Origin of the sequence: Pseudomonas sp. NPDC090203 (assembly GCF_044746765.1) — a bacterium.
Taxonomy (GTDB): Bacteria; Pseudomonadota; Gammaproteobacteria; order Pseudomonadales; family Pseudomonadaceae; genus Aquipseudomonas; species Aquipseudomonas putida_AD.
The window spans coordinates 430,106-447,506 of the sequence record NZ_JBIVCV010000001.1 but is presented as its reverse complement, the minus strand read 5'-3'; the positions used below and the strand labels follow the sequence as shown (position 1 = coordinate 447,506).

Below are 17,401 nucleotides of genomic sequence, written 5' to 3'. Positions count from 1 at the left end.
GTCAAATCCTCACTGAGCCGCCAGGACGACCGCAGCGGTCACCAGCAAATTGATCAGGGTCAGTGGCAGGCAGAACTTCCAGCTGAAATCCATCACCTGGTCATAACGCGGACGCGGGATAGAAGCGCGCAGCAGGATGAACAGCATGATGAAGAACGCGGTTTTCAGAACGAACCACATGAACGACAGTTGCGGCAGGATGTTGAACGGACCGTGCCAGCCACCGAAGAACAGCGTTACCAGCAGCGCCGAGATCAGGATGATGCCGATGTACTCACCGACGAAGAACATGCCCCATTTCATGCCGGCGTATTCAATGTGGTAACCGTCGGCCAGTTCCTGTTCCGCTTCCGGCTGGTCGAAGGGGTGACGGTGAGTCACGGCTACGCCTGCGATGAAGAAGGTACAGAAGCCGAAGAACTGCGGAATGATGAACCACAGATGGTCAGCCTGGTACTGAACGATGTCGCCCATGTTGAACGAACCGACCTGCACGATGATGCCCATCAGGGACAGGCCCAGGAACACTTCGTACGAGACGGTCTGTGCCGAGGCACGCAAGCTGCCCAGGAGGGCGTACTTGTTGTTCGACGACCAGCCGGCGAACAGCACCGCGTAGACCGACAGACCCGCCATGGCGAAGAAGAACAGCAGGCCGATGTTCAGGTCCGCGACCACCCAGGTCTGGGTGATCGGGATGATCGAGAACGCGATCAGCAGGGCGCTCATCGCAACGACGGGCGCCAGGGTGAAGATCATCCGGTCAACGAACGGCGGGTTCCAGTCTTCCTTGAAGAACATCTTCAGCATGTCCGCTGCGATCTGGAACATGCCGAACGGGCCGACGCGGTTAGGACCGTAACGGTCCTGCCACCAGCCCAGCAGACGACGTTCGACGAAGCTGAGCAAGGCGCCGCAGACCACCACGGCGAGCAGCACCACGATGGCCTTGAGGACCGCGATGATCGAGTCGATCACTTCAGGGGTAAACCACGTCATTGTGCTGCCTCCTGCAGACCCTCAACGGTTTTCCCGGCCAGCGCCGGAGGAATGCCGGCCAGACCCGATGGCAGTGCCACCAGACCTGCGCCCAGCTCTTCGTTGATGCGCAGCGGCAGACGCAGGGTCTGGCCGGCAACGTTGAGGCTGAGCATGGCACCGTCGTTGACGCCCAGGCGGTCCGCTTCGGACTTGGCCAGTGCGACGTAGGCTTCAGGGATACGCTCCTGCACCGGCGCGGCCTTGGAGGAGTTCTCCTCGCTGCCGAACAGGTGGAAGAACGGCACGACCTGCCAAGTGCCCTGGGCAGGGGAGAAGGCGCGAGGCACGCCAGCGAACCAGCTCAGCTTGTCGCCGCTGCTTTCGATCAGGCGTACGCCCGGATCGCCAGCACGCAGGTGACCACCGACTTCGTCCTGGAACTTGTTCCACGCTTGCGGGGAGTTCCAGCCCGGCGACCAGGCGAATGGCACCTGGGAGCGCGGTTCGGCGGAACCCGAGTAGCCTTCCATCGAGAACGAGAACGCCGAGTCCTGGTCCTGGGAGGTACGCGGCTCGTGCACGCTGATGTTGGCGCGCATGGCGGTCCGGCCGCTGTAACGCAGCGGTTCGCGAGCCAGTTTCAGGCCCTTGATGCGGAAGCTGGCCGAAGGCGCAGCACCGACGATGCCGGCCAGTTGCGCGTTGCTTGCGGCGCAGGCTTCGGTGACGTGGTCCAGTTGGGTCCAGTCCACCGGCTTGTTCAGCAGGGTCGCGCGCAGGGCATGCAGCCAGCGCCAGCCTTCGTGAACCAGAATGCTGCTGTCCAGGTAGGTTGGATCGTAGACCTGGAAGAAACGCTGGGCGCGGCCTTCCTGGCTGACCAGCGTACCGTCGCCTTCAGCGAAGCTGGCGGCTGGCAGGATCAGGTCGGCGCGGTCAGTGGTGGCGGTCTTCTGATGGTCGGCGACGATCACCACTTTGGCAGCGTTCAGCGCAGCCTCGACGGTGGCGGCATCGACACGGGTGAACAGATCGTTTTCCAGTACGACGATGGCGTCGGCCTGGCCCGAGATCACCTGTTGCAGCGCGGCATCCACCGAATCGCCACCGAACAGGGTCAGGCCCATGCTGTTGGCTTCCGGCACGATCAGGCTCAGGGAGCCGTTCTTGTCGCGCAGTTTCAGGGCCTTGGCGATGTTGGCAGCTGCTTCGATCAGCGCGTTGGAGCCCAGCGAGGCACCGGAGACGATCAGCGGACGCTTGGCGGCCAGCAGGGCATCGGCGATGCGCTGAGCCAGTTCCAGGGCTTCGCTGTCCAGACCGCTAACGGCAGGCGCGCTCGGGTCGATGGCGTGGGCCACGGCGAAACCGATGCGGGCGAGATCGTCGGGAGCGGCGTGCACGCACTCTTCGGCGACGTCGTCCAGGCGGGTATCAGCCAGGCTTGCGATGAACAGCGGGTTCATCTCGTGCTGACCGATGTTTTTCACGGCAGCGTCGAGCCATGGCTGGACTTTCATCGCAGCGGCCATGTCTTCGGCTTTGTTCTTCACCAGTTGGCGCAGGCCCAGGGCCATGCGCGCGGCCGTCTGTGTGACGTCTTCGCCGAGGATGAACACGGCGTCGTGCTCTTCGATCTCGCGCAGGGTCGGAATCGGCAGCGGGCTGTCTTTCAGGACCTGGGCCACCAGGCGCAGACGCTCAAGCTCACCGGCCTCGATACCCGAGTAGAAGTGCTGGGCGCCGACCAGTTCGCGCAGGGCGAAGTTGCTTTCCAGGCTTGCGCGTGGCGAGCCGATACCGACGATATTGCGACCGCGCAGCAGGTCGGCGGCCTTGTCCAGCGCTTCGTCCAGGCTCAGCTTGACGTTGCCGTTGGCCAGCAGTGGCTGGCGCGGACGGTCCTTGCGGTTGACGTAGCCATAGCCGAAACGGCCACGGTCGCACAGGAAGTACTGGTTGACCGAACCGTTGTAGCGGTTCTCGATACGGCGGATTTCGCCATAACGCTCGCCCGGGCTGATGTTGCAGCCGCTGGAGCAGCCGTGGCAGATGCTCGGCGAGAACTGCATGTCCCATTTGCGGTTGTAGCGCTCGGAGTGCGTCTTGTCGGTGAACACACCGGTCGGGCAGACCTCGGTGAGGTTGCCGGAGAATTCGCTTTCCAGGGTGCCGCTTTCAACGCGACCGAAGTACACGTTGTCGTGGGCGCCGAACACGCCAAGGTCGGTGCCGCCGGCGTAGTCCTTATAGAAACGCACGCAACGGTAGCAGGCGATGCAGCGGTTCATCTCGTGAGCGATGAACGGCCCCAGTTCCTGGTTCTGGTGGGTGCGTTTGGTGAAGCGATAACGGCGCTCGTTGTGGCCGGTCATCACCGTCATGTCTTGCAGGTGGCAGTGACCGCCTTCCTCGCAGACCGGGCAGTCGTGCGGGTGGTTGGTCATCAGCCATTCGACGACGCTGGCGCGAAACGCCTTGGATTCTTCGTCGTCGATGGAAATCCAGGTGTTGTCAGTGGCCGGGGTCATGCAGGACATGACGATACGACCACGGGTGTCGTTCTCGTCGGTGTACTGCTTGACCGCGCACTGGCGACAGGCGCCAACACTGCCAAGGGCTGGATGCCAGCAGAAATAAGGGATGTCGAGGCCCAGCGACAGACATGCCTGTAACAGGTTGTCTGCGCCATCGACTTCGAGCGCTTTGCCGTCTACGTGGATAGTAGCCATGGTTCAAAGGTCTTCGTTGGCCCGGTGTCAGCGGGCGTGGCTAATGGAATCTCGGTGCTGCCACGGTTCAAACAGCCAGTGAGGCGCAACCGGGGCAAAGGTCGACAGGCCTTGTGGGCTTATCGACCGGTCAGTCTTTTTATGCGCCGACGATGGTCGGCGCTTTACCTGGAACCAGACCTGACGCCGCACGCTGCGGTGCGATGCCTGCCTCGAATTCCGGGCGGAAGTATTTGATCGCGCTGCCCAGAGGTTCCACGGCGCCCGGTGCGTGGGCGCAGAAGGTCTTGCCTGGGCCGAGGAAGTTGACCAACCCCAGCAGCGTCTCGATGTCGCCCGGTTGACCCTGGCCGTTTTCGAGGGCGCGCAGCATCTTCACGCTCCACGGTAGACCGTCGCGGCAAGGTGTGCAGAAACCGCACGACTCCTGGGCGAAGAACTCTTCCATGTTGCGCAGCAGGGAGACCATGTTGACCTTGTCGTCCACGGCCATCGCAAGACCGGTACCCATACGGGTGCCGACCTTGGCCACGCCACCGGCGTAGAAGGCGCAGTCCAGGTGCTCAGGCAACAGGAAACCGGTACCGGCACCGCCTGGCTGCCAGCACTTGAGCTTGAAGCCGTCGCGCATCCCGCCTGCGTAGTCTTCGAACAGCTCGCGCGCTGGCAGGCCGAATGGCAGCTCCCAGATGCCCGGGTTCTTGACCTTGCCGGAGAAGCCCATCAGCTTGGTGCCGTGGTCTTCGCTGCCTTCGCGGGCCAGCGACTTGTACCAGTCGTTGCCGTTGTTGACGATCGCCGGGACGTTGCACAGGGTTTCGACGTTGTTCACGCACGTAGGCTTGCCCCACACGCCGACAGCGGCAGGGAAGGGCGGCTTGGAGCGCGGGTTGGCGCGGCGGCCTTCCAGGGAGTTGATCAGTGCGGTTTCTTCACCGCAGATGTAACGCCCGGCACCGGTGTGCACGAACAGCTCGAAGTCGAAACCGGTGCCCAGGATGTTCTTGCCCAGCAGGCCTGCGGCCTTGGCTTCTTCCACGGCGCGGTTCAGGTGCTTGGCGGCAGTTACGTACTCGCCACGCAGGAAGATGTAGCCGCGGTAGGCTTTCAGCGCGCGGGCACTGATGAGCATGCCTTCAACCAGCAGATGGGGCAGTTGCTCCATCAGCATGCGGTCTTTCCAGGTGTTGGGTTCCATCTCGTCCGCGTTGCACAGCAGGTAGCGGATGTTCAGGGATTCGTCTTTGGGCATCAGGCCCCATTTCACGCCGGTCGGGAAGCCCGCACCGCCGCGGCCCTTGAGGCCGGAATCCTTGACCGACTGCACGATTTCGTCAGGCGATTGCTGGGCAAACGCCTTGCGGGCTGCGGCGTAGCCGTCTTTGGCGACGTATTCGTCGAACCACACAGGCTCGCCGTCGTCACGCAGGCGCCAGGTCAGGGGATGGGTTTCCGGGGTGCGGGCAATCAGGTTGGCCGGGCCGAAGGAAGTGATTTTCATACGTAGTTCTCCAGCAACTGGGCTACGCCCGCCGGCTGCAGATTGCCGAAGGTGTCGTCGTCGATCATCACCGCCGGTGCCTTGTCGCAGTTGCCCAGGCAGCAGGCCGGCAGCAGGGTGAAGCGGCCATCGGCGGTGGTCTGGCCCAGGCCGATGCCCAGCTTGCTCTGGATTTCGCCGACGATGTCTTCGTGGCCGGCGATGAAGCAGACCATGCTGTTGCAGACGCGGATGATGTGGCGGCCTACGGGCTGACGGAAGATCTGGCTGTAGAACGTGGCCACACCTTCAACGTCGCTGGCCGGGATGCCCAGCACTTCGCCGATGGCGTAGATGGCGCCGTCCGGCACCCAGCCACGCTCCTTCTGGACGATCTTCAGGGCTTCGATGGACGCCGCGCGCGGGTCCTCGTAGTGATGCATTTCGTGCTCGATGGCCGAGCGCTCGGTTTCGCTCAGGGCGAAACGGTCTGTCTGGATGAGCGTGCTGTTCATGCTTAACGGTCCACGTCGGCCATAACGAAGTCGATACTACCCAGGTACGCGATCAAGTCCGCGACCATGCTGCCTTTGATCACCGAAGGGATCTGTTGCAGGTGCGGGTAGCTTGGGGTGCGAATCCGGGTACGGTAGCTCATGGTGCCGCCGTCGCTCGTCAGGTAATAACTGTTGATGCCCTTGGTCGCTTCGATCATCTGGAAGGATTCGTTGGCCGGCATGACCGGGCCCCACGAAACTTGCAGGAAGTGCGTGATCAAGGTTTCGATGTGCTGCAGGGTGCGCTCTTTGGGCGGCGGCGTGGTCAGCGGGTGATCCGCCTTGTACGGGCCTTCCGGCATGTTGCGCAGGCACTGCTCGATGATCTTGATGCTCTGACGCATCTCTTCGACGCGGACCATGCAGCGATCATAGGCATCGCCGTTGTGCGCCAGCGGCACTTCGAATTCGAAGTTCTCGTAGCCCGAGTACGGGCGAGCCTTGCGCAGGTCGAAATCGCAACCGGTGGAACGCAGGCCGGCACCGGTGACGCCCCACTCCAGGGCTTCCTTGGTGTTGTACGCGGCGACGCCGATGGTACGACCCTTCAGGATGCTGTTCTGCAGGGCAGCCTTGGTGTATTCGTCCAGGCGCTTGGGCAGCCATTCGACGAAGTCCTTGACCAGTTTGTCCCAGCCGCGTGGCAGGTCGTGGGCGACGCCGCCGATGCGGTACCAGGCCGGGTGCAGGCGGAAACCGGTGATCGCTTCGATCACGGTGTAGGCCTTCTGGCGGTCGGTGAAGGTGAAGAATACCGGGGTCATGGCGCCCACGTCCTGGATGTAGGTACCCAGGAACAGCAGGTGGCTGGTGATCCGGAAGAACTCGGCCATCATGATGCGGATGACGTCGACCTTCTCCGGCACCTTGATGCCGGCCAGTTTTTCGACCGAGAGCACGTAAGGCAGGTTGTTCATCACCCCGCCCAGGTAATCGATACGGTCGGTGTACGGAATGAAGCTGTGCCAGGACTGACGCTCGGCCATCTTCTCGGCGCCACGGTGGTGGTAGCCGATGTCAGGCACGCAGTCGACGATCTCTTCGCCGTCCAGTTGCAGCACGATACGGAACGCACCGTGGGCCGAAGGGTGGTTCGGACCCAGGTTGAGGAACATGTAGTCCTCGTTGGTGCCGGAACGCTTCATGCCCCAGTCTTCCGGACGGAAACGCGCGGCTTCCTCTTCCAGTTGCTGTTTGGCCAGCGTCAGGGTGTAGGGGTCGAACTCGGTGGCGCGGGCAGGGTAGTCCTTGCGCAGCGGGTGACCTTCCCAGGTCGGCGGCATCATGATGCGCGACAGGTGTGGGTGGCCCGGGAAGTCGATCCCGAACATGTCCCAGACTTCACGCTCGTACCAGTTGGCGTTGGGCCAGATGGTGGTGATGGAAGGCACGCTGAGGTCGCCCTCGGACAAGGCCACCTTGATCATCACGTCACTATTACGCTCTACCGACAGCAGGTGGTAGAACACGGTGAAGTCGGCGTCCGGCAAGCCACGGCGCTTGGTGCGCAGGCGTTCGTCCACGCCGTGCAGGTCGTACAGCATCGAGTACGGCTTGGGCACGTTGCGCAGGAACGTCAGGATTTCAAACAGTTTGGCACGGGCAACCCACAGCACTGGCATGCCAGTGACGGTGGATTGGGCGGTGAACGCGTCGGCGCCAAAACGGTTGTGCAGTTCAACGACGACATCTTGGTCGTCAGCCTTGTAAGGCGGGATGTACAGAGCGGTGTCTGCAGTCATAGGTCTCGATCGCTATCGGTCAACGTACAGAATGAACCCAGGTTCAGGCTTCTTTTTGTAAAAGAAAACTGGATCAGACTTCGTCGGGGCTGCGCAGGTTTGTGACCTGGATACGCTGTTCGCGGCGCTGCTCTTTCTGCGACGGCATCTCGGCGCGATACACGCCTTGATCACCCACGACCCAGGAAAGAGGACGACGCTCCTGGCCAATGGATTCCTGCAGCAGCATCAAGCCTTGCAGGAATGCCTCTGGACGGGGCGGGCAGCCGGGCACATAGACATCCACGGGCAGGAACTTGTCCACGCCCTGAACGACAGAATAGATGTCGTACATGCCACCGGAGTTGGCGCACGAACCCATGGAGATGACCCACTTGGGTTCAAGCATTTGCTCATAGAGACGCTGGATGATCGGAGCCATCTTGACGAAGCAGGTACCGGCAATGACCATGAAATCGGCCTGACGCGGCGATGCCCGGATAACTTCGGCGCCGAAGCGCGCGATGTCGTGGGGCGCCGTGAAGGCGGTGGTCATTTCCACGTAGCAGCAGGACAGACCGAAGTTGTACGGCCAAAGGGAGTTCTTACGACCCCAATTGACAGCACCGCTCAGTACGTCCTCGAGCTTGCCCATGAAGATGTTCTTGTGTACCTGATCCTCTAACGGATCGGCTACGGTTTCCCGCTCGCCGATGGGGTACTGCTCGTTAGGAGCATCAGGGTCGATCCTGGTGAGATTGTATTGCATTGCCAAAGCCTCATTGTTTTAGCTTCGCCTGCCGGTTACGACGTCCAACGGGAGCCCAATCGAGCGCCCCTACACGCCATAGGTAGACAAGACCTGCCAACAGAATTGCTATGAAAACGAGAGCTTCGGCGAAGCCGGTCCAGCCGCTTTCGCGGACGGACACAGACCAGGCGTACAGAAAGAGGGCTTCAATATCGAAAATCACGAACAGCATCGCGACCAGATAGAATTTTGCGGAGAGCCGCAGGCGGGCGCCGCCTGTAGGCAGCATGCCGGATTCGAACGGTTCGTTCTTGCTGCGGCCCCAGGCCTTGGAGCCGAGCAGGCTGGACAGGCCGAGCATGAAGGCGCAGAGGCCAATGACGCCCAAAAGGAAAATGGCGAAGCCCCAGTTGTGGGCAATCAGACCTGTCGATTCGGGCATGCTGGCAGTCCTTAACAGAGATCAAGGGTCTCTGAGCTTGAAAAGAAAGAGAAGCAGAAGCAGTGACGAAATGTCGCAGTGCAATCAATTTCTGGGATTTTATGTGCAAAAGAAGGGCAAGTAAATTTTCTACATCAAATTTATTCAGGGGATTAATGAGCCAGGTCACGGTTTTGGTGCGCGGGGCCCCGTGGCACGGGGATTACCGGTCATTTCGTTAATTATGTTTCCTTCAGCGAGTAACGAAAGTTTACTGGGTGAAATGATAATTAATATCATTTGAAACTTGAATCCGGCCTTGTCACCGCCGAGTGACAAAGTTCTGCGTAAAACAAGGATTTATTGCCAGGCGACACTAATTAACTTTCAGGCGACGATTGGGCGCGCCTATCGTAATAGTTGAGCTGTTTTGTAGGGTATTTATCGAGGGGTAAAACAAAAGCCGCCCGTAGGCGGCTTTTGCGTGGTGCGGGTGACTCAGTGGAACTGTTCTTCTTCGGTGGAGCCTTTCAGGGCGGTCACCGAGGACTGGCCACCCTGGATCACGGTGGTCATGTCGTCGAAGTAGCCAGTGCCCACTTCCTGCTGGTGCGCCACGAAGGTGTAGCCCTTGGCCGCGTCAGCGAACTCCTGCTCCTGCAGCTTCACGTAGGCAGTCATGTCGTTGCGGGCGTAGTCGTGCGCCAGGTTGAACATGCTGTGCCACATGTTGTGGATACCCGCCAGGGTGATGAACTGGTGCTTGTAGCCCATCGCCGACAGCTCGCGCTGGAATTTGGCGATGGTCGCGTCGTCCAGGTTCTTCTTCCAGTTGAAGGAAGGCGAGCAGTTGTACGACAGCAGTTGGTCCGGGTATTCCTTCTTGATCGCTTCGGCGAAGCGACGAGCTTCGTCCAGGTCCGGCTTGGCGGTTTCGCACCAGATCAGGTCGGCATATGGCGCGTAGGCCAGGCCGCGAGCGATGGCCTGGTCCAGGCCTGCGCGCACCTTGTAGAAGCCTTCTGGCGTGCGGGTGCCGGTCACGAACGGCTTGTCGTACGGGTCGCAGTCTGAGGTCAGCAGGTCTGCCGCGTTGGCGTCGGTGCGGGCCAGAATGATGGTCGGCACGCCAGCCACGTCGGCGGCCAGGCGGGCAGCGACGAGCTTCTGCACGGCTTCTTGGGTCGGCACCAGAACCTTGCCGCCCATGTGGCCGCATTTCTTCACCGAGGCCAGTTGGTCTTCGAAATGCACGCCGGCGGCGCCTGCCTCGATCATGCTTTTCATCAGTTCGTAGGCGTTCAGCACGCCACCGAAACCGGCTTCAGCGTCAGCCACGATGGGTGCGAAGTAGTCGATGTAGCCTTCGTCGCCCGGGTTCTTGCCGGCTTTCCACTGGATCTGGTCGGCGCGGCGGAACGAATTGTTGATGCGCTTGACCACGGTCGGAACCGAATCCACCGGATACAGCGACTGGTCAGGGTACATGGACTCGGCGGAGTTGTTGTCCGCAGCCACTTGCCAGCCGGACAGGTAGATCGCCTGGATCCCGGCCTTGACCTGTTGCACAGCCTGGCCGCCGGTCAGGGCGCCCATGCAGTTGACGAAGTCCTTGTCGGGACGGAAGGACGGCTTGGCGCCCTGAGTCACCAGGTTCCAGAGCTTTTCAGCGCCCAGTTTGGCAAACGTGTGTTCTGGCTGGATCGAGCCACGCAGGCGGACGACGTCAGCAGCAGAGTAGGTGCGGGTCACGCCTTTCCAGCGTGGATTCTCGGCCCAGTCTTTCTCGATAGCTGCAATTTGTTGTTCGCGTGTCAGTGCCATGGGGTAAACCTCGTCGCTTGGTCTTGTGAGTCTTGAGGTGAAGCTCTTTGCTCTGCCAGCGCCTCAAGGTTTCTTGAAGGCGCACGTATGGGTGCTCACAGAATCGGAAAGCATTGGTTCACAGCCTGGGTTGTTTATCGCGTTCACGGTGATGAAGCGATGACGCGGCCTTTTGGGCATAAAAGACGCGAATCTGCTCAATCTGGTTGAGTTTGAGCACGATCCTGAGGCTTTCTACAAAGCCTCCGATTTGTGGGAGCGAGGCCATCATGCCTCGACGATTTTCCTTCGTCAAACACTTTGTAGTGATAATTTTGCGTCACTACATCTTTTGTCTAATACGACTCATCAGTCAGTTTCGGGCTCGGAGGTGCTGGTACGGGCAAGTCAGCGGTAGCACTGGGCGGTCACGAGGGAAGGGAGGATATGTAGTGAGTTTTCGAGCACTACATAATTGGCGGGTTCGGTGCTTTTTGCGGCCACCTGGAGGCTGGTGTTGCCCACAAAATCGCCCCGCCGGCAAGCCGTGCTGCTACGGGGGTGAGTTTGTACTCAAATCTTGCGTCCGCCGCGGCATTGTAGGAGCGCGCTTGCCCGCGAAGGCGGTGTGTCAGACGAAGCCTTCGTCACAGACAGATCGCGTCGCGGGCAAGCGCGCTCCTACAGGGTGGGGTTTGAGCTCAAATCTTGCGTCCGCCGCGGCATTGTAGGAGCGCTTGCCCGCGAAGGCGGTGTGTCAGGCGCAGCTTCCGTCACAGACAGATCGCGTCGCGGGCAAGCGCGCTCCTACGGGGTGGGGTTTGTACTCAAATCTTGCGTCCACCGCGACATCGTAGGAGCGCGCTTGCCCGCGACGGTGGTTTGTCAGGCGCATTGGTTGCCAGGCACCGCAACCCTGTAGGAGCGCGCTTGCCCGCGACGGCGGTGTGTCAGGCGCAGCGGTTGCCAGGCACCGCAAGCTCACTCCTACAGGATTTGGTTCTGCCTGCGCTTACGGAGCTCAATCCAGACTATCGACCTTCACCCGCAAGGTCATGTCGTCACGGCCCTGGGTGGAGTAACGGCGGGTGACGCCGTGTTCGTCGGCGCGGGACTGGTCGCTGACGCCCGCCAGGGTGATCCACTCGCCCAAACGGCCGCTGACCTGTGTGTCGGTGCTCTGCACCTTGATCGCATCTGCCTGCTGCTGGCTCATGCGGTCGTTGTTGGTGCTGATGTTCAGGTGCACGATGTCGCCGGTCACGCTGGCGGTCACGTAGAACCCGCGAGTGACGTTGCGATACTGGGTGTTGGTCTGCGCATAGCCGTAGGAGTCGGTCTGCACATTGGTGATCGGAATGCTCTGGCCGACCTGGATCAGCGCCGGAGTCCCTTCGTTGGCCTGGACCTGCTGCATGCCACCGTCGCGGCTGGCGGTGCCGTAGTTGATGATGCGGGTCTGTCCGTCGGCACTGACGCGGCCGTTCTGCGAGCGCACGGTGCCGTTGACCGAGTAACCGGAATCGCTCTGGGTGCTGCTGTCACTGGTGTCCACGCTGATCAGCAGGCGTCTGGCCGCCACGTCCAGTTGCGACAGCAGGTCCTTGAGTTCGTTGATCTTCCCGGGCTCGGCATTGACGATCAGCTTGTTGCCATAGGCCTGAACCGTACCCTCGTTGCCGAGCACGGATTTCACCGTGGGCATCAGGTCATCGCTGGTGCGGTAGTTGAGGGGGATGACTTCGGTGGCGGCAACTGCCGACAAGCTGCAGGCCAACAGCACAGAAGCGAGCAGGGTACGTAACGACATCGTTGTGATCTCCGCGAGGGGGCGTATCAAGGCATTATGGTTTTTTAAGGTAACGGCTTGCCAGTTTGTCGGCCCAGACAAAGGCAAATTGAATCGCAGACAGCAGAACGCCCCGGCGTCCTCGTTTCAGCATAGCTTGTCAACATAGCCAGCTGAATGAGGAAGGCGGGGCGTTCGGCTTGCGTGGTGGCCGCTCGCTTAGCGCGAGGTGCGCACCATATCGACGTGAGGCAGGCCGGCTTCGAGGAACTCTTCGCTGACCACGGTAAAGCCGAAGCGCTCGTAGAACGCTGTGGCGTGCACCTGGGCGCTGAGTTTCTGTTCCTTGAGGTCGCGGTTTTCCGCTTCGCTGATCACGGTCTTGAGCAGCGCATCGCCGACGTTCAGGCCGCGCCAGTCCTTGAGCACCGACAATCTGCCGATCTCGCCGTCCGGCAGCAGCCGTGCGGTGCCAATCGGATAATCACCTTCGAGTGCCAGAAAATGCAGTGCGCCAGCGTCTTCGGCGTCCCATTCCAGTTCGGGCGGTACCGATTGCTCGGCAATGAACACGGCTTCGCGGATACGCCGGATATCGGCGTTCTCCTTCTGCCAGTCAGCTACCCGTACGCGGATCTTATTCATCGGCAAACCCCAGACTTCCTTGTTTGACCAGCTCACAGAGCAAATGACGGCCGTCTTCGTCGGCCAGCCACTTGCCCAGATTGTCCATATGCAGTGCGTCGGCGGCGCAGATCAGCTTCAACAGCTCGCGCAGGTTACCCGGCAGCAGGCGGCTCTGACCGCTGGCGAACAGCAGCAGATCGTCATCGACTTCCGACCAGGCCAGGCGTGCGCTCGGGTTGCGGATCAGGATCGCGCCCTGTTCCAGGCTGTCGAGCAGTTCGGCGTCGTCCAGTTCGGTGCCAGCGACCATTTCCGGGTAGCGCGGCTCGGTCATGAACTGGCCGAACCAGGTCAGCAGCAGGCGCTCGTCGCCCATGTGCTCGGCCAGCAGCGCCTTGAGGCGGTCCAGTGCGTCGCGCTGGATCTGGTGCGGGTCGCTGACCGGCTGGGCATCGGCGTCGGTGTAGCGCTCTTCGTCAGACATGAACTGGCTGAGGAAGTCGGTGAAGTGGGTCAGCACTTCGGCGGCGCTTGGTGCGCGGAAGCCGACCGAGTAGGTCAGGCAGTCGTCCACGGCGACGCCCCAGTGGGCCAGGCGTGGCGGCAGGTAAAGCATGTCGCCCGGTTCCAGGGTCCATTCGTCGCTGCCCTGGAAGTCGGCGAGGATGCGCAGGTCGGCGTGCTCGATCAGCGGGCTGTCGCTGTCGCACATCTGGCCGATTTTCCAGTGGCGCTTGCCGTGGCCTTGCAGCAGGAACACGTCGTAGTTGTCGAAGTGCGGACCGACGCTGCCGCCGGGGGCTGCGTAGCTGATCATCACGTCATCGATGCGCCAGCTTGGCAGGAAGCGGAATTGCTCCAGCAACTCGGCCACTTCCGGGACGAACTGGTCGACGGCCTGCACCAGCAGGGTCCACTCGGTTTCCGGCAGCTTGCTGAACTCGTCTTCCTCGAACGGGCCGCGACGCATTTCCCACGGGCGCACGCCGTTTTCGAGGATCAGGCGCGACTCGACTTCTTCTTCCAGCGCCAGGCCAGCCAGCTCGTCCTGGTCGATCGGGCTTTCGAAATCCGGGATGGCCTGACGGATCAGCAGGGGTTTCTTCTGCCAGTAGTCACGCAGGAATTCGCGCGCCGTGATGCCGCCAAGCAGCTGAACAGGAATATCAGGATTCATGTGTAACCTATTGAAAAAACGTGTTTTTCAGACTGGAATAAAAACGCCCGGCTCAGCCGGGCGCTCAGAGCATATGCCGTTCGATCAGATGCGCTTGGCCTGTGCCACAGCGTTGCCGATGTAGTTGGCCGGCGTGAGCTTTTTCAGCTCGGCGCGGGCTTCGGCAGGCATGTCCAGGCCATCGATGAAGGTCAGCAGCGCTTCAGGGCTGATGCCTTTGCCGCGGGTCAGCTCCTTGAGCTTCTCGTACGGGTTTTCGATGTCGTAGCGGCGCATGACGGTCTGGATCGGCTCGGCCAGGACTTCCCAGCAGGCGTCCAGGTCAGCAGCGATCTTCTGCTCGTTCAGCTCCAGCTTGCCGATACCCTTCAGGCTCGCTTCGTAGGCAATCACGCTGTGAGCGAAGCCCACACCCAGGTTGCGCAGTACGGTGGAGTCGGTCAGGTCGCGCTGCCAGCGGGAGATCGGCAGCTTGCTCGCCAGGTGCTGGAACAGCGCGTTGGCGATACCCAGGTTGCCTTCGGAGTTTTCGAAGTCGATCGGGTTGACCTTGTGCGGCATGGTCGAGGAGCCGATTTCGCCCGCGACGGTCTTCTGCTTGAAGTAACCCAGGGAAATGTAGCCCCAGATATCACGGTCGAAGTCGATCAGGATGGTGTTGTAGCGCGCGATGGCGTCGAACAGCTCGGCGATGTAGTCGTGCGGCTCGATCTGCGTGGTGTACGGGTTGAAGCCCAGGCCCAGCTCGTCTTCGATGAAGGCGCGGGCGTTGGCTTCCCAGTCGATGTCCGGGTAGGCCGACAGGTGCGCGTTGTAGTTGCCCACGGCGCCGTTGATCTTGCCCAGCAGCGGAACGGCGGCGACCTGAGCGATCTGGCGCTCCAGACGGTAGACGACGTTGGCCAGTTCCTTGCCCAGGGTGGTCGGCGAAGCCGGCTGGCCGTGGGTGCGCGACAGCATCGGCACGGCGGCGAAACGGATCGCCAGCTCACGGATGGATTCGGCGATCTGGCGCATCAGCGGCAGCAGCACGGTGTCACGGCCTTCGCGCAGCATCAGGGCGTGGGACAGGTTGTTGATGTCCTCGCTGGTGCAGGCAAAGTGGATGAATTCGCTGACCTTGGCCAGTTCCGGCAGCTTGGCCGCCTGCTCCTTGAGCAGGTATTCGATCGCCTTGACGTCGTGGTTGGTGGTGCGCTCGATTTCCTTCACACGCTCGGCGTGTTCCAGGGCGAAGTCATCGGCCAGCGCATTGAGGATGGCGTTGGCTTCGGCAGAGAACGCCGGGACTTCAGGAATTTGCGGGTGGGCCGACAGGCGCTGGAGCCAGCGAACTTCGACCAGGGCGCGGAAACGGATCAGGCCGTATTCGCTGAAAATAGGGCGCAGGGCCTGGGTTTTGCCGGCGTAGCGGCCGTCTACAGGGGAAACCGCAGTGAGCGAAGAAAGCTGCATGGGGTGCTCTCGGACAGTCGGGCTTTAACAAGGGGCGCGTATCATACATGAAAATCCGCATCAGCCGAGGCTGACTGATCGCCATGGTTCGCCCCGCGAGGGATAAATGCGCGGTTGCGCGGTGCTCTACGGTCAGCCGTGGAGCAACGGATACAGTTCTTTCAATAACTTGCGACGGCTGATGACCAATTGCCAGCGGTGACCGCCCACTTGTCGCCAAAGTCGTGCGCAGCGAATCCCGGCCAGCAGCAGGGCGCGGATTTTCGAGGCGTTGTTCGGCTGCTGCAGATTGCGCATGTCGCCGTGCACCTGGATGCGTTGGCGCAGGGTGCTCAGGGTGTCCTGATACAGCGCGCCACTGGCGGCGATCACGTTCTCGTGGACGATGCCGAAGTGCTCGACCTGGGATTTGATCTGCGGCAGGCGCTTGCCGATGGTTTCGAGCATGTCATCGCGCTTGGACAGTTGACGCTCCAGGCCCAGCATCGCCAGCGCGTAACGCAGTGGCTCGCGTTGCAGGGTGCTGGGGTCGCGCTCCAGAGCACTGGCCAGGGCGCGATAGCCCTCGCGCAGGTTCAGATCGTCGCCGCCGAACACGTCCAGGGTGTCCCTGGGGTCCATGTTCAGCAGGCTGCCGATCAGGCAACCCACCGCCGCCTCGCCGGCCTGGCCGGTCTTGGCGATGCGGTCCACCAGCACGGCGGCCTGAAACACACCGCCCAGGGCGGTCAGTTGCTCTTGGGTCGGGCTCATCAACGAGCGTCCTTGCTGTGCCAGGGTTCGGCGGTTTCGATGACGCCGCCGCCCAGGCAGATTTCACCGTCGTAGAACACCACCGACTGGCCCGGCGTCACAGCGCGTTGCGGCTCGTCGAAGATGGCGCGGTAGCCGGTTTCGGTGCGCTCCAGGGTGCAGGTCTGGTCGCCCTGGCGGTAGCGAACCTTGGCGGTCAGCTTGCGCGGGGTACTCAGGTCGATTGGGTTGACCCACCAGATTTCCGAGGCCAGCAGGGCGCGGGAGAACAGCCAAGGGTGCTCGTTGCCCTGGCCGACGATCAGCTCGTTGTTCGCCAGATCCTTCTCCAGCACGTACCACGGCTCGTCGCCGGCGTCTTTAAGGCCGCCGATCCCCAGGCCCTGACGCTGGCCGATGGTGTGGTACATCAGGCCCGCGTGGCGGCCGATGCTTTCGCCTTCGGTGGTCTTGATCTCGCCGGGCTGGGCAGGCAGGTACTGCTTGAGGAAATCGGTGAAGCGGCGCTCGCCGATAAAGCAGATCCCGGTGGAATCCTTCTTCTTGGCGGTCGCCAACTGGTATTTCTCGGCAATTTCGCGCACCTGCGGTTTTTCCAGCTCGCCGACCGGGAACAGGGTCTTGGCGATCTGCTCACCGGCTACGGCGTGCAGGAAGTAGCTCTGGTCCTTGTTCGGGTCCAGGCCCTTGAGCAGCTCGGTGCGGCCGTCGATGTCGCGGCGGCGCACGTAGTGGCCGGTGGCGATCAGGTCTGCGCCCAGCATGAAGGCGTAGTCCAGGAAGGCCTTGAACTTGATTTCGCGGTTGCACAGGATGTCCGGGTTCGGCGTGCGACCGGCCTTGTACTCTTCGAGGAAGTGCTCGAAGACGTTGTCCCAGTATTCGGCGGCGAAGTTCACCGTGTGCAGCTTGATACCGATCCTGTCGCACACGGCCTGGGCGTCCGCGAGGTCGTCCATGGCGGTGCAGTATTCCGTTCCGTCGTCTTCTTCCCAGTTCTTCATGAACAGGCCTTCCACCTGATACCCCTGCTCCATGAGCAGAAGGGCGGAGACCGAAGAATCCACGCCGCCGGACATGCCGACAATGACGCGTTTCTTTTCTGGATTGGAAAAGGCTGAATCAGACATAGGGTTTCGATGGGTAGTCTGGAA

At 61.5% G+C, this 17,401-nt stretch carries 14 protein-coding genes; all 14 read right to left on the bottom strand.

Annotated features, from left to right (window positions below; all coding sequences use genetic code 11):
• Window positions 1-9 precede the first annotated feature (9 nt).
• Window positions 10-999, bottom strand: a complete 990-nt coding sequence (gene nuoH / locus ACIPO9_RS01995) for an NADH-quinone oxidoreductase subunit NuoH (protein WP_274135651.1) — start codon at window positions 997-999, stop codon at window positions 10-12.
• Entirely contained in the window at window positions 996-3,713 is a 2,718-nt protein-coding gene (nuoG, locus tag ACIPO9_RS01990) for an NADH-quinone oxidoreductase subunit NuoG (RefSeq protein WP_400778574.1), read from the bottom strand. Before nuoG ends, nuoH begins: the two co-directional genes overlap by 4 nt.
• A gap of 139 nt (window positions 3,714-3,852) precedes the next feature.
• The gene (nuoF, locus tag ACIPO9_RS01985; protein WP_400603962.1) at window positions 3,853-5,214 is read right to left on the bottom strand and encodes an NADH-quinone oxidoreductase subunit NuoF; all 1,362 of its coding nucleotides are present in this window, start codon (window positions 5,212-5,214) and stop codon (window positions 3,853-3,855) included.
• Entirely contained in the window at window positions 5,211-5,708 is a 498-nt protein-coding gene (gene nuoE / locus ACIPO9_RS01980; RefSeq protein ID WP_274135645.1) for an NADH-quinone oxidoreductase subunit NuoE, read from the bottom strand. Before nuoE ends, nuoF begins: the two co-directional genes overlap by 4 nt.
• Window positions 5,709-5,710: 2 nt before the next feature.
• Window positions 5,711-7,492, bottom strand: a complete 1,782-nt coding sequence (gene nuoC / locus ACIPO9_RS01975; RefSeq protein ID WP_400778571.1) for an NADH-quinone oxidoreductase subunit C/D — start codon at window positions 7,490-7,492, stop codon at window positions 5,711-5,713.
• Window positions 7,493-7,565: 73 nt separating this feature from the next.
• On the bottom strand, window positions 7,566-8,240 hold the full coding sequence (locus tag ACIPO9_RS01970) for an NADH-quinone oxidoreductase subunit B family protein (protein WP_274135641.1): 675 nt from the start codon (window positions 8,238-8,240) through the stop codon (window positions 7,566-7,568).
• A gap of 10 nt (window positions 8,241-8,250) precedes the next feature.
• Entirely contained in the window at window positions 8,251-8,664 is a 414-nt protein-coding gene (locus ACIPO9_RS01965; RefSeq protein ID WP_062380742.1) for an NADH-quinone oxidoreductase subunit A, read from the bottom strand.
• Window positions 8,665-9,141: 477 nt separating this feature from the next.
• Window positions 9,142-10,467, bottom strand: a complete 1,326-nt coding sequence (aceA, locus tag ACIPO9_RS01960) for an isocitrate lyase (protein WP_274135636.1) — start codon at window positions 10,465-10,467, stop codon at window positions 9,142-9,144.
• Window positions 10,468-11,467: 1,000 nt separating this feature from the next.
• On the bottom strand, window positions 11,468-12,256 hold the full coding sequence (locus tag ACIPO9_RS01955; protein WP_400778567.1) for a secretin N-terminal domain-containing protein: 789 nt from the start codon (window positions 12,254-12,256) through the stop codon (window positions 11,468-11,470).
• Between the two features lie 198 nt (window positions 12,257-12,454).
• Entirely contained in the window at window positions 12,455-12,880 is a 426-nt protein-coding gene (locus tag ACIPO9_RS01950) for a GNAT family N-acetyltransferase (RefSeq protein WP_274135630.1), read from the bottom strand.
• Window positions 12,873-14,039 carry a cupin domain-containing protein gene (locus ACIPO9_RS01945; RefSeq protein ID WP_274135629.1) on the bottom strand — a complete coding sequence of 389 codons (1,167 nt, stop codon included), beginning with the start codon at window positions 14,037-14,039 and terminating at the stop codon, window positions 12,873-12,875. Before ACIPO9_RS01945 ends, ACIPO9_RS01950 begins: the two co-directional genes overlap by 8 nt.
• 84 nt (window positions 14,040-14,123) lie before the next feature.
• Window positions 14,124-15,494, bottom strand: coding sequence for an adenylosuccinate lyase (purB, locus tag ACIPO9_RS01940; protein ID WP_274135628.1), 1,371 nt, complete (start codon window positions 15,492-15,494; stop codon window positions 14,124-14,126).
• 132 nt (window positions 15,495-15,626) lie between these two features.
• Window positions 15,627-16,247 carry a high frequency lysogenization protein HflD gene (hflD, locus tag ACIPO9_RS01935; RefSeq protein WP_274135626.1) on the bottom strand — a complete coding sequence of 207 codons (621 nt, stop codon included), beginning with the start codon at window positions 16,245-16,247 and terminating at the stop codon, window positions 15,627-15,629.
• The gene (mnmA, locus tag ACIPO9_RS01930) at window positions 16,247-17,377 is read right to left on the bottom strand and encodes a tRNA 2-thiouridine(34) synthase MnmA (RefSeq protein WP_274135624.1); all 1,131 of its coding nucleotides are present in this window, start codon (window positions 17,375-17,377) and stop codon (window positions 16,247-16,249) included. The genes hflD and mnmA overlap by 1 nt, the downstream gene beginning before the upstream one ends.
• Between the last annotated feature and the right edge of the window lie 24 nt (window positions 17,378-17,401).

What these genes read in the sequence shown, in the direction of transcription:
- ACIPO9_RS01945 (WP_274135629.1), bottom strand. Translation starts at nt 14,039, where the DNA reads ATGAATCCTGATATTCCTGTTCAGCTGCTTGGCGGCATCACGGCGCGC.
- ACIPO9_RS01970 (WP_274135641.1), bottom strand. Translation starts at nt 8,240, where the DNA reads ATGCAATACAATCTCACCAGGATCGACCCTGATGCTCCTAACGAGCAG.
- hflD (WP_274135626.1), bottom strand. Translation starts at nt 16,247, where the DNA reads ATGAGCCCGACCCAAGAGCAACTGACCGCCCTGGGCGGTGTGTTTCAG.
- ACIPO9_RS01965 (WP_062380742.1), bottom strand. Translation starts at nt 8,664, where the DNA reads ATGCCCGAATCGACAGGTCTGATTGCCCACAACTGGGGCTTCGCCATT.
- aceA (WP_274135636.1), bottom strand. Translation starts at nt 10,467, where the DNA reads ATGGCACTGACACGCGAACAACAAATTGCAGCTATCGAGAAAGACTGG.
- nuoE (WP_274135645.1), bottom strand. Translation starts at nt 5,708, where the DNA reads ATGAACAGCACGCTCATCCAGACAGACCGTTTCGCCCTGAGCGAAACC.
- ACIPO9_RS01950 (WP_274135630.1), bottom strand. Translation starts at nt 12,880, where the DNA reads ATGAATAAGATCCGCGTACGGGTAGCTGACTGGCAGAAGGAGAACGCC.
- nuoF (WP_400603962.1), bottom strand. Translation starts at nt 5,214, where the DNA reads ATGAAAATCACTTCCTTCGGCCCGGCCAACCTGATTGCCCGCACCCCG.
- nuoH (WP_274135651.1), bottom strand. Translation starts at nt 999, where the DNA reads ATGACGTGGTTTACCCCTGAAGTGATCGACTCGATCATCGCGGTCCTC.
- mnmA (WP_274135624.1), bottom strand. Translation starts at nt 17,377, where the DNA reads ATGTCTGATTCAGCCTTTTCCAATCCAGAAAAGAAACGCGTCATTGTC.
- ACIPO9_RS01955 (WP_400778567.1), bottom strand. Translation starts at nt 12,256, where the DNA reads ATGTCGTTACGTACCCTGCTCGCTTCTGTGCTGTTGGCCTGCAGCTTG.
- nuoG (WP_400778574.1), bottom strand. Translation starts at nt 3,713, where the DNA reads ATGGCTACTATCCACGTAGACGGCAAAGCGCTCGAAGTCGATGGCGCA.
- nuoC (WP_400778571.1), bottom strand. Translation starts at nt 7,492, where the DNA reads ATGACTGCAGACACCGCTCTGTACATCCCGCCTTACAAGGCTGACGAC.
- purB (WP_274135628.1), bottom strand. Translation starts at nt 15,494, where the DNA reads ATGCAGCTTTCTTCGCTCACTGCGGTTTCCCCTGTAGACGGCCGCTAC.